The following is an 11,294-nucleotide window of genomic DNA, read 5'->3' on the forward strand; positions in this document are numbered from 1 at the left end:
TTCACTCGGTGGAGACGTCGATCAACACCTTGCCGACGGTTCCGTTCTCGACGGCGTCGTGTGCTGCTGCGGTTTCGCTCAGCGAGTAGCGGTGCAGCGGTAGGCCGGTGGCCTCACCCACCTCCAGCACACCCGCGGCTGCCGCCGCGCTGACGTCCGCCTCGGCGTTCTGCAGTGCCTCGTCGCCCACGGTGTAGAGCAGCACGAACTGGTAGCGGGTGTTGAGCACCATGTTCGGCCGAACGTCGAGGGTGACGGTGTCGCCGCCGTTGTTGGCGTACACCGCGATCGATGCGCGGTTCGCTCCCACGGCCGCGTTCAGTGCGGCGTTCTGTGCGGGAGCAACCTCGACGATCAGATCGATTCCGTCGGGAACCAACTCGCGGATTTCAGCTGCGGCGTCGCCGGTCTTGTAGTTCACCACGTGGTGCGCGCCCGCGGCGGTGGCCAGTGCGCCCTTCTCCGGTCCGCTGACCGTCGTCACCACCGTCGCACCAGCCCAGCGGGCCAATTGGATCGCAGCATGGCCGACGGCACCGGCACCACCGGCGACGAGTACCGACTTGCCGTCCAGCGCGCCCGGGTGCAGCCGGGTGGGTCCGTCCTCGGAGACGGTCAACGCACGGTGCGCCGTCATCGCGGGCACGCCGAGGCTTGCGCCCACGTCGAATCCGACGCCGTCGGGCAGAGGAACCACCCGGGAGGCGGGCAGGATTGCAAAAGATTGTGCTGTTCCGGTCGGACGCTGATGCTGGGCCAGGTACACCCAGACCCGATCTCCGACGGAGACGCCGTCGACGTCGGGTCCGACGGCGTCGATCACTCCGGCACCGTCCTGGTTCGGTACCACCTGGTCGAACGCCAGCTTCTCACCCGGTCCGGAGCCGGTTCTGTTCTTCCAGTCCGTTGGATTGACGCCCGAGACCACGATGCGGACGCGGACTTCGCCTGCGGCGGGCTCGGTCACCTCGCGTTCCTTCAGTTCGAGGACGGACGAATCGCCGGTGCGGGTGTACACAATTGCTGGAGAAGTCATATCCGGTGCAACGCGCCTGAAGGGCCGCGATGTTCCCTGCGAGGCAATCGGGGTATGCATGGTCGGCTATCAGTTCTCGACGAAAGAGGCGTATTCAATGAACCACAACGACCTGCTCACCGACGCCTTCGGCCGGATCAAGGAGCTGGTCCACTCGGTGTTGGACGACATCCCCGCCGCCGCGTTGACGTATCGACCCGATGCCGACGCCAACAGCATCGCCTGGTTGCTGTGGCACCTGACCCGGGTACAGGACGACCACATCGCCGGTGTGGCCGGGAGCGAACAGGTCTGGACGTCGGACTCGTGGTTCGAGAGCTTCGGACTTCCGTTCGACAAGTCCGACATCGGGTACGGCCAATCGGCCTCCGACGTCGCTCAGGTCACCTCGAGCGCCGATTTGCTGCGTGACTACCACGACGCGGTGCACTCGAAAACCGTTGCGTACCTGAGCAGTATCTCGACCGACGATCTGGACCGGATCGTCGACGAGAACTGGGATCCGCCGGTCACACTGGGTGCGCGGCTGGTGTCCGTCATCTCGGACGATCTCCAGCATGCCGGGCAGGCCTCGTACGTCCTCGGCCTGTATACCCGGCAGGCCTAGTCGTCAGGCGTAACGCTTCTGCAGGTTCTCCAGCGTCTTACGGATGTTTCGACGCTGGAACTGCGGGAACGTCTTGCCGCTCGTGACGATCTTGTCGAACACGAGCGCGACGGTGTCGGGCCATTTTGTTCGGTCGTCGGTCCAGGTCTCGGTCACCTTCGTGCCACCCGCGACCGGCTCGAAGTCGTATCGCCAGGTTGCGTTTGCGCCCTTGATCTTCGGAGCGCTCTTGCCGATCGCGTGGACGCGGAACTCGAAGGTCTTGCCCGGGTCGGCGGCAGTCACGGTGCAGCGTGTTACCCACGTAGCCGGGCCGCGCTTGTTGGTTCCGTCGAACACCATTCCTACGTAAGCGGTTTCGCGGGGTTCGTGCACGGTGGCACCGGTGTTCTCCGGGCTCCACTGCCCCATCTTGGTGGGGTCGCTGATCGCAGCGTAGAGGGTGTCGGCGTCTGCGTTCACGACGATGCTGTCGGAGACCACGAGTTCGCGCTTCACGACGATGCACCGTTCTTCAGGCCGGGATGGATACGAGTGAGCATGGGCACCAACAGGGTTCGTGGGGTGATCTGGGCGAAGATCGATCCGATGCGGTTGGCGGGTCCCGGGATCGAGACCAGGCGTCCCTTGGCCATGTCGTCGACGGCAGTCTTGGCCACCGTCTCTGCCGACACCCACATGATCGACGGAAGTGCCTTCTCTGCATCGTCTTTCGCGAAGCCAGCGGCCTCGCCGAATCCGGTCTGCACCGGGCCGGGGCACAGTGCGGTGGCGGTCACTCCGGTTCCGCGTAGTTCACCGGTCAGAGACTGGGTGTAGGAGAGCACGAACGCCTTGCATGCGCCGTAGCCGGCCTGCCCGGGCAAGGGCTGGAACGCGGCGGTCGAGGCGACGTTGAGCAGTGCGCCGCGTCGTCGTTCGATCATGCCGGGGAGGAAGCGGGTGCAGAGGTCCGCGACGGCGACGACGTCGACCTCGATCATGTTCATCTCGGCGTCCGGATCAGATTCTGCGACGGGTCCGAGGGTGGAGAGTCCGGCGTTGTTGATCAGGATGTCCGGGATCAGGCCGAGATCGGTGATGCGGCCGAGCAGTTCGGCGCGCGCGGTGCGGTCGGAGAGGTCTGCAGCGAGCACTTCGGCGCGGACGCCCCGTGCTCGGATCTCCTGTGCCAACTCGTCGAGCTTGTCGGCACGCCGGGCGACGAGAGTGACGCCGTGGCCGCGGGATGCGAGCACGCGGGCGATCGCGGCTCCGATTCCCGAGGACGCTCCGGTTACGACGGCTGTCCGATCAGGGGCAGGACGAGGAAGGCTCATGGCTCCCACCGTAGCGAACGCCCGCTGTGCAGTGCATTCGAACCGCGCCTGTAGGTTAGCCTTGACTTACTTTTAACCCGCTGATCCGTCGAGAGGTATCCATGTTCTCTGCTCCAACGGCCGGTGAACGCTTCACTCGCCGTGCGTCCCTGCTGTCCGTGCTCGCTGTGTCGGCCCTGGTGGTCGGTGGATGTTCGTCTGCCGACACGGCTGAGCCCGAACAGGCCGGGGGCGGGGACTTTGCCGCCGTCACCATCGATTCGGCCCTGGGGCAGGCGGTCATCACCGAGAAGCCGGAGCGCATCGTGACGCTCGGGCAGGGTTCGGCCGAGACGGCGATCGCGCTGGGGACGGTCCCGGTCGGCGTGGAGGAGTACTCGTGGGGTGCCGACGAATCGGGATATCTGCCGTGGGTTCACGACGCAGTCACCGAGTTGGGTGCCGAACTTCCCGAACAATTCACCGGTGGAACCGAACTCAACATCGAAGCTGTTGCTGCTCTCGAGCCGGATCTGATCCTGGCACCGTGGTCGGGCGTCACGCAGGATCAGTTCGACAAGCTCAGTGCCTTTGCCCCGGTGGTTGCGTACGAGGAGCAGCCGTGGACAACGACCTGGGAAGACCAGATCACCGTGATCGGCAAGGCCATGGGTGAGGAGCAGAAGGCTGCGGAGGAGATCGACAAGATCGAGAGCCGCTTCGCCGACGCCGCCGCTCAGCACCCCGAGTATGCGGACGTGAGCTTTTCGTATATCTACAACACCGGTCCCGGGACGCTGGGCGTGTTCCTCGCCGACGAGCAGCGCGTCGCGATGGTTCGCGGCCTCGGGCTGCAGGTCGATCCGGTGGTGAACACACTCGACGAGACCGAGGGCACCGACTCGTCGGTGATCGGGTTGGAGAATGCGAATCTGCTGAACGACTCGGACTTGATCTTCACCTTCTACTCGGATCCGCAGAACCGCACCGACACCGAGAATCAGCCTGCTTACCAGCAGATTCCGGCTGTGTCCCGCGGTTCGGTCGTTGCGCCGACGGATCAGTCGTTCGTCACCGGGTCGTCCATCATCAATCCGCTGACGGTGCCGTGGGCGCTCGAGCGATACGTGCCGATGATCGACGAGGCTGTCGCGAAGGTGGACGCGAACTAGGTCAAGACACCTCGCGCTGTCGTTCCTGTTGCAACACCTGCTCGAGGTGATGTGGCACGACCGCGGTGACTGATCCTTGATTCGACCGAAGTAGCTGCCCGGCAATCTCTTCCAGCCCCGCACCGTGTTCTCGGTGCGGGGCTGGAGCTTTTCATGGGGGTCAGGCGATGTGGGGGCCTGCGCGTGCGTGGGATTGTCTGGGTTGTCGGTAGGGGTCGACGGTGGCGGGTGGGACGAACCAGGGGTGGTTGTCGTTGCCGATGAACACTTCCCAGTCGGAGTGGTGCATCAGGCGGTGGTGGAATCCGCACAGTAGGACCAGGTTGTTCATGTCGGTGGGGCCGCCGTCGGCCCAGTGCCAGATGTGATGTCCTTCGGTCCAGGCGGCGGGTTTTCCGCAGCCGGGGAAGGCGCAGCCGTGATCGCGGGCGGTGAGGGCTTTGCGTTGTTTGGCGGTGACGGTGCGTCCGGTGCGGGCGAGGTTGAGTGGGTTGCCGTTCTCGTCCATGACGATGGCGGTGAGAACGCAGTCGCAGGCGAGTTGGCGGGAAGTGTTGCGGGAGAGTGGTCCCATCCACGGTAGCCATCCGACCGACGTGCCGTCGCCGAACAGGTCGCGATAGGTGCCGTGATCGGTCGCACAGCGGTAATCTTCACTGCCACTGGCGGTGTCACTGCCACTGCCGCTGCCGTTTTCGTGGTCCGGCTCGGTTGCTGCGTGAGTGTCGATGGGGTTGCCGGTGTTGATGTCGACCGGATCGACAGTGTCGGATTCGGTTGCTGCGCGTGCGGTTTCGTCGTCGGCGTCGGCGGTGTCGGCGTCGGCGGTGTCGGCGCTGTCGCGGAGGTCGGTGAGGTCGCGCAGGTTGATGTGCAGGTTCAGGTGCGGGCGTTCACCGCCTTCGATGGGGCGATTGCTCGAGGCGAGGTATTGGTCGACGATGTGCCCGAAGGCGTCGGCTCTGCGTTTGGCGGGGCTGCGGTCGTCTGGGGTGCCGTCTGCGGCGGGTTGCGGTTCGGTCAGGGGTGAGAGTGCGGTGAGGAGTTTTTCTCCGGTGACGGCGTCGACATCCATCTTCGCCACCAGACGTCCGTTGAGGGTCTTGGAGGCGAACAGTTCGTTGCGGTCGGTGTTCTCGGGTGGTGGGGTCTTGCCGCCGAACTCGTCCTCGAGTTTGGTGATCGCTGCTCGGATCCGGCCGGTGCGTGCTTCGGGCCCGGTCGCGGCGGCGATCATCGCGGTGCGGGCCATGACGCGGCCCTCTTCCGGGAGGTCCTTCGGTGGGGTTTCGGCGAAGGTGAGGATCAGCGCGGCGTGATCGACGGAGATGCTGCCGGTGTTCACGGCGTCGGCGATATCGGGAAAATTCTTCAACCCGCGGGCGAGGGCGACGATCTTGGTGGCCTTGGAGGGCGGCAGCAGGGTGGTGGAGGTCAGCCAGCCGGCGGGTCCGGGGAAGCCGAGTTTCTCACGGCTCACGCGGGTGTCGATCTCGGCGACGAGGGCGATCCGCCGGGCCTCCAACAACTGAATTTGGTGGGAGACCGTAGCGGCGTCGGCGAGCAGTTCACTCTCGCTCAGTTGCCAGATCTCCGTGGTCATGGAAGCAAGTGTATCGAACGTGCGTTCGACTGGCAACCATCCTTGAATCGAAAACTGTTGCCCTGCTTAAGTATTCGCGGTCCTGAACCTGTCGGTGGGTCGTGGTAAGGGACCGTCGACTCTCGAAGTCCCCCGGGACGGCGTCGTCAGCGACGCCGAACCTACGCGCCATTGATCTGCCAATTCGGCTGACGGTTCGAGAACCCAACTCGTCAGTACACCTCGCGTTGCCGTTCCTGTTCCAGCACCTGCTCGAGGTCGCTCAATCGGTTCATCGACGACACCTGCCTCGCCGTACGGTGATTGAGCGCCAACATCTCGCGGTGCCGGTGGACGAATGCCCAATAGCCGGCGGTGAAGGGGCAGGCGTCGTCGCCCAGTCGCTTTTTCGGGTTGAACTCGCACGGCTTGCAGTAGTCGGTCATGCGGTTCAGGTAAGCCCCGCCCGAGGCGTAGGGCTTGGTGGCGATCACTCCGCCGTCCGCGTGCTGACTCATGCCGATCACGTTCACCGGCATCACCCAGGCGAACCCGTCGACGAAAGCTGTTGCGAACCAGTCGGTCAACGCTCGTGGGTCCCACGCATGTTGCAGCGCGAAGTTTCCCAGAATCATCAGTCGAGGAATGTGGTGCACCCAGCCGCGGTCGCGCACGCCGTCGACGGTGCTGGACAGGCACTTCGCCACCACGGCGTCGCCGTCCAACTCCGTCAGCCAATCCGGCAGTGGCTCATGGGCTTCGAGCTTGTTGCGCTCGAGGTACTCCGGCCCCAGATGCCAGTACAGGTGCCACACGTATTCGCGCCAGCCGAGGATCTGCCGAACGAAACCCTCCACGCTCGCCAGCGGGGTGCCGTCTCGGTGGGCGTCCTCGGCTGCGTGTGCCACGTCCAACGGTTGCAGCAGGCCGAGATTGAGCGGGACCGAGAGCAGCGAGTGCGACATCGTCCAGTCGTCGGCCATCACCGCGTCCTCGTACTTACCGAAGTCGTCCAAGCGGTAATTGATGAAGTGCGACAACGCCTCCGACGCCTCGGCCGCGGTCACTGCGAACACGCGAGGCCCGTCGACTCCGACGGTATCGAGGTCCCAGTCGTCGAGATCTGCACGAACCGCGTCGTCGATGGCATCCTCGGTCGGCCACCACGGTTCTTCCACACCCAGGGTCAAGCGTCCCTTCGGTGGTGGCGACTGGTTCTCGGCATCGAGGTTCCATTTACCCGAGACCGGGTCGGCACCGTCCATCAACACATCGAACTTCTTGCGTTGCTCGCGGTAGAACGTCTCCATGCGGAAGGTCCCACGCTCGGCCGCCCACTCGGCGAACTCGGCGCGGGGAAGCGCGAACATCGGCGTCGGCAGAATCTCCGAGACCAGTCCCTCCTCGTGCAGCGCGGCGACGAACTTCTCCGCCGCGTGTGACGTCGGCTCGAACACCACCACGGGTTTGCCGTACTCGGCCAACCCTTCGCGATACGTCTCGGTCTGCAGGTAGGTGGCGCGATCACCCAGCTCGTCGGCCAGATGACGCATCCCCGACAACACGAGATGGAGCTTCTGCCGGTGGTATCGCCGACGCCGGAACACGCGTCGGGACTCGATCATCAGCACATCTCGGTCGGCGTGCTCGTCCACCGAGTGAAAGTGCTGGCCGAGCTGATCACCGAACAACCACAGAGCGTCCATTCTCGGAGTGTTCTCCCGCAGCGACGAAGGCAAACCAGCGTCCGGCGTATGGCCGGCTGGTGAACACTGCGGCCGACCCAGGCGCGCCTTACTTGACCACCGACCATCCATCGCATGGACTGACCCGATGCACGCTGAGTCTGCGCTTTCCAGAAGGACGTTTCTTCGCTCGTCGTCGGTGGCCGTCGCTGTGGTCGGAGTGGCCACGACACTGCCGGCGACCGCATTCGCTCAGGGCAGCGACCGCGGCTTTCTGCACGGGGTGGCATCGGGAGATCCGTTGCCCGACGCGATCGTCCTCTGGACTCGGCTCACCCCCACGCCCGACGCCACCCCAGGCTCCAGCGTCGGCCCGCAGGTGTCGGTGACGTGGCGGATTTCCCGCAGTGCAGACATGGGCGACGTCGTCTCCTCCGGAACCGTCGCAACCGGCCCCGACACCGACCACACAGTCAAAGTCGACGTCGACGGCCTCAGCGCAGACACCACGTACTTCTACGATTTCCGGACGAGCGATGCGGCATCGGCCGTCGGAACCACGCGCACCGCCCCGGCCAATAACGCCGACATCGACGCGATGCGTTTCGGAGTCGTCTCGTGCTCCAACTGGGAGTCGGGCTACTTCGGCGCGTACCGACATCTGGCCGCCCGCGGCGATCTCGACGCCATCGTCCATCTCGGTGACTACATCTACGAGTACGAGACGGGCGGATTCCCGGGCCGCGACGGGGTGATTCGCCAGCATTCGCCCACCCACGAGATCGTCACGCTCGCCGACTACCGGCAGCGTCACGGCCAGTACAAGTCCGATCCCGATCTGCAGGCCGCGCACGTCGGCGTGCCGTGGATCTGCACGTGGGACGACCACGAATCCGCCAACGATGCCTACGACACCGGCGCGCAGAACCACACTCCGGGCACCGAGGGCGATTGGTCCACCCGCAAGGCCAATTCCGAGCAGGCGTACTACGAGTGGATGCCGGTACGAGCGGCAGGCACCGCGACCAACCGTCACCTCTATCGCAGGCTGCGGTTCGGAAACCTCCTGGAGCTCTCGATGCTGGACCTGCGCACCTACCGCTCGCAGCAGGTGCTGCCGTTCAACGGGCCCGAGGTGGATTCGCCCAACCGGACCATCACCGGCGCGGAGCAAATGCAGTGGCTCACCGACGGCATCGTCTCGTCGCCGACGCAGTGGAAGATCGTCGGCAACCCGGTGATGATCACGCCCACTCTCATCCCGCCGCTCGATCGCGATGCCGCTAGGGCGGTCACGTCGCTGCTCGGGATCCCGGAGGGCGGTCTGCCGTACAACGCCGACCCGTGGGACGGCTACACCGCCGACCGCCGCAAGCTGCTCGGTGCCATCGTGGACGCGGGTGTCGACAACACGGTGTTCATCACCGGCGACATCCACTCGGCCTGGGCCTGCGAGGTACCCGTCGATGCGGCCCAGTACGCCACCACCGAACCTGCCGCCACCGAGCTCGTCGTCACGTCGGTGAGCTCGGCCAACATCGACGACCTGACGCGTACTCCGCCGCACACACTGGGCCGGGTCGCCGAGGAGGCGTTCAAGGCGCTCAACCAGCACGTCAAGTTCGTGGATCTCGACAGTCACGGTTTCGGCGTCTTCGAGGTCACCAGGACGGCGGCTCGGATGGACCACTGGTTCCTCACCGCCAAGGAGGATCCGCAGACCGGCGTCTACTGGGGAGCGGGCTTCACCGTGGACTCCGGCACCCAGCGCGTCCGGGCGGCGGCACCACCTGCCTGACAACGCGCCATACTGGTCGGCGTGGCTGTACCGAAAATCGTCCTGTTCTACGTGTTCACTCCGCTGCCCGATCCCGACGCGATCAGGCTGTGGCAGCAGACGCTGGCCGCGTCTAACAACCTGACCGGCCGCATCCTGATCTCCGAACACGGCATCAACGCGACGGTGGGCGGTGACGTCGACGACGTCAAGAGGTACGTCCGCGGCACCCGCAGCTATCCGGCGTTCAAGTCGGCCGACATCAAGTGGTCCGATGGACTCGGCAACGATTTCCCGCGCCTGAGTGTGCGGGTGCGCGACGAGATCGTCACGTTCGGTGCGCCAGGCGAGTTGAAGGTCGATGCCGACGGTGTTGTCGGCGGTGGGACTCATCTGAGCCCGCAGCAGGTGCACGAACTCGTCGATTCCCGTGGCGACGACGTCGTCTTCTTCGATGGCCGCAACGCCTTCGAAGCGCAGATCGGCAAGTTCAAGAACGCAGTGGTGCCCGACGTCGAGACGACGAGGGACTTCGTCTCCCAACTCGATTCCGGTGCCTACGACCATCTGAAGCAGTCCCCGGTGGTCACGTACTGCACCGGGGGAGTGCGGTGCGAGGTGCTCTCGTCTTTGATGGTGGCCCGTGGGTTCGAAGAGGTGTATCAGCTCGACGGCGGAATCGTCCGGTACGCAGAGACTTTCGGTGACGACGCGCTGTGGGAGGGTTCGCTGTTCGTCTTCGACAAGCGGATGGCGCAGAACTTCTCCGATCACACCGCCGTCATCGGTCGCTGCAGTGCCTGCGGTAATCCGACGTCGCGGTACCAGGACTTCGACGGCGACGCCGGACGTGGTCTGCGGTTGATCTGTCTCGACTGCGCGTAGACAATGCTGCCTTTCCGGGACGGTCTCGCTCCGCTGAGACTGCTGTTGCCGCATGGTGATTCGGCCACCACGATCGTGGAGTACCTCGAACGTGAGCTGCCCGATGACGACTGGCGACGGGCCATGCACGACGCCGAAGTGGTGGACGAGAAGAGCAGGCCCATCTCCGACGCCACGCGGTACCGCGCCGGAAGTCAGGTGTACTTCTATCGCGTTCCAGCGCAGGAGATTCCGGTCCCCTTCGAGATCGGCATCCTGCACGAGGACGACGACCTGTTGGTGGTCGACAAGCCGCACTTCCTCGCCACCATCCCGCGTGGTCGGCACGTCACCCAAACCGCGACAGTGCGGCTGCGCAGGCAGTTCGATTGCCCCGACCTCACGCCCGCGCACCGACTCGATCGCGCCACCGCCGGGGTGTTGCTCTTCACCAAGACCAAGCATGCCCGACGGCCGTATCAGGAACTCTTCTCCTCGCGGAACGTCACCAAGGAGTACGAGGCCGTCGCGGGATTCGATGCAGCACTGGAGTTTCCGCGCGTCGTGCGTAGCCGAATCCTCAAGGAACACGGGGTCATGACGGCATACGAGGAGCCGGGTGAGCCGAACAGTGAGACCCTGATCGAACTGGTCGACACGTTCGATGATCGTGCTCGCTATCGACTGTTCCCCAAGACGGGCAAGACTCACCAGCTACGGATCCACCTGTCCTCGTTGGGTATTCCCATCGTGAACGACCCGTACTATCCGGAGTTCACCTCTGTGCCGGCGGACGACTTCACCCGGCCGTTGCAACTTCTCGCTCGGTCGCTGAACTTCACGGATCCCCTTACCGGTGAGCCCAGGCGCTTCGTCAGTGCCCGAACCCTCGAACTCTGACAGCCCGGCATCGTTCGTTCGGACGATTGTGACAATGGGGACGCGAGGTTAGCGTGTCGAGCGAACCATGTCCGACGAAGAGAAGAGGAGAACAGCGTGAAGCGTCGTATTGCTGTTGTTTTGGGAGCCGCAGTCATCGCCATCGCGTCGCCGGCAGTCGCGGTGGCCGATACCGGAAGTGCAAGCACCGGTAGCTCCGACAACCTCGCGGCCTTGTTCGATGCACTGCCCGCGATCTGGCAGGAGTGTGGACTGCTCGTATTCACCGGCCAGTGTGGCGGTGTCGTGACCCAGCCTCCCGTGTAGAACCCCAACCGACAAACGCGCGCGCATTCGCCAGACGCTCGCGGAATAGGTAACCATTCCGCTCGCA

The 11,294-nt window shown here is 64.7% G+C and carries 11 protein-coding genes; 6 read left to right on the forward strand and 5 right to left on the reverse strand.

Annotated elements, in window-relative coordinates; translation table 11 throughout:
* Position 1: 1 nt before the first annotated feature.
* On the reverse strand, positions 2-1,036 hold the full coding sequence (locus MTX35_RS21470; RefSeq protein ID WP_243596908.1) for an NADPH:quinone reductase: 1,035 nt from the start codon (positions 1,034-1,036) through the stop codon (positions 2-4).
* 97 nt (positions 1,037-1,133) lie between these two features.
* On the opposite strand from MTX35_RS21470, the gene MTX35_RS21475 reads away from it, so the two are divergent.
* A complete protein-coding gene (locus tag MTX35_RS21475; protein WP_243596909.1) occupies positions 1,134-1,643 on the forward strand; it encodes a DinB family protein in 510 nt (169 codons plus the stop codon).
* 3 nt (positions 1,644-1,646) lie between these two features.
* Here the strand turns inward: MTX35_RS21475 and MTX35_RS21480 are convergent, their stop codons facing one another.
* Positions 1,647-2,141, reverse strand: a complete 495-nt coding sequence (locus tag MTX35_RS21480; RefSeq protein ID WP_243596910.1) for an SRPBCC family protein — start codon at positions 2,139-2,141, stop codon at positions 1,647-1,649.
* Entirely contained in the window at positions 2,138-2,962 is an 825-nt protein-coding gene (locus MTX35_RS21485) for an SDR family oxidoreductase (protein WP_243596911.1), read from the reverse strand. Before MTX35_RS21485 ends, MTX35_RS21480 begins: the two co-directional genes overlap by 4 nt.
* 101 nt (positions 2,963-3,063) lie before the next feature.
* On the opposite strand from MTX35_RS21485, the gene MTX35_RS21490 reads away from it, so the two are divergent.
* Positions 3,064-4,113 (forward strand): iron-siderophore ABC transporter substrate-binding protein, encoded by a 1,050-nt coding sequence (locus MTX35_RS21490; protein ID WP_243596912.1) that lies wholly within the window; start codon positions 3,064-3,066, stop codon positions 4,111-4,113.
* A 160-nt stretch (positions 4,114-4,273) separates the two neighbouring features.
* Here MTX35_RS21490 and MTX35_RS21495 read toward each other — a convergent pair whose 3' ends face one another.
* Entirely contained in the window at positions 4,274-5,716 is a 1,443-nt protein-coding gene (locus tag MTX35_RS21495) for an HNH endonuclease signature motif containing protein (protein WP_243596913.1), read from the reverse strand.
* A 212-nt stretch (positions 5,717-5,928) separates the two neighbouring features.
* A complete protein-coding gene (locus MTX35_RS21500; protein WP_243596914.1) occupies positions 5,929-7,401 on the reverse strand; it encodes a cryptochrome/photolyase family protein in 1,473 nt (490 codons plus the stop codon).
* Between the two features lie 127 nt (positions 7,402-7,528).
* Between MTX35_RS21500 and MTX35_RS21505 the strand changes: the two genes are divergently transcribed.
* The 4 genes from MTX35_RS21505 (at position 7,529) to MTX35_RS21520 (ending at position 11,227) form a co-directional block, all read left to right on the forward strand.
* On the forward strand, positions 7,529-9,178 hold the full coding sequence (locus tag MTX35_RS21505; RefSeq protein WP_279396161.1) for an alkaline phosphatase D family protein: 1,650 nt from the start codon (positions 7,529-7,531) through the stop codon (positions 9,176-9,178).
* A 21-nt stretch (positions 9,179-9,199) separates the two neighbouring features.
* On the forward strand, positions 9,200-10,042 hold the full coding sequence (locus MTX35_RS21510) for a rhodanese-related sulfurtransferase (RefSeq protein ID WP_243596916.1): 843 nt from the start codon (positions 9,200-9,202) through the stop codon (positions 10,040-10,042).
* Between the two features lie 3 nt (positions 10,043-10,045).
* Positions 10,046-10,921 (forward strand): pseudouridine synthase, encoded by an 876-nt coding sequence (locus MTX35_RS21515; RefSeq protein WP_243596917.1) that lies wholly within the window; start codon positions 10,046-10,048, stop codon positions 10,919-10,921.
* A 96-nt stretch (positions 10,922-11,017) separates the two neighbouring features.
* Complete coding sequence (locus tag MTX35_RS21520; RefSeq protein ID WP_243596918.1) at positions 11,018-11,227, forward strand: hypothetical protein; 210 nt, start codon at positions 11,018-11,020, stop codon at positions 11,225-11,227.
* Positions 11,228-11,294 lie beyond the last annotated feature (67 nt).

This window comes from Rhodococcus sp. ARC_M12 (assembly GCF_022810385.1).
Lineage (GTDB): Bacteria > Actinomycetota > Actinomycetes > Mycobacteriales > Mycobacteriaceae > Rhodococcoides > Rhodococcoides navarretei.

Coding starts and splice junctions, on each gene's coding strand:
- MTX35_RS21475 (WP_243596909.1), top strand. CDS start 1,134: ATGAACCACAACGACCTGCTCACCGACGCCTTCGGCCGGATCAAGGAG.
- MTX35_RS21495 (WP_243596913.1), bottom strand. CDS start 5,716: ATGACCACGGAGATCTGGCAACTGAGCGAGAGTGAACTGCTCGCCGAC.
- MTX35_RS21500 (WP_243596914.1), bottom strand. CDS start 7,401: ATGGACGCTCTGTGGTTGTTCGGTGATCAGCTCGGCCAGCACTTTCAC.
- MTX35_RS21490 (WP_243596912.1), top strand. CDS start 3,064: ATGTTCTCTGCTCCAACGGCCGGTGAACGCTTCACTCGCCGTGCGTCC.
- MTX35_RS21505 (WP_279396161.1), top strand. CDS start 7,529: ATGCACGCTGAGTCTGCGCTTTCCAGAAGGACGTTTCTTCGCTCGTCG.
- MTX35_RS21485 (WP_243596911.1), bottom strand. CDS start 2,962: ATGAGCCTTCCTCGTCCTGCCCCTGATCGGACAGCCGTCGTAACCGGA.
- MTX35_RS21470 (WP_243596908.1), bottom strand. CDS start 1,036: ATGACTTCTCCAGCAATTGTGTACACCCGCACCGGCGATTCGTCCGTC.
- MTX35_RS21515 (WP_243596917.1), top strand. CDS start 10,046: ATGCTGCCTTTCCGGGACGGTCTCGCTCCGCTGAGACTGCTGTTGCCG.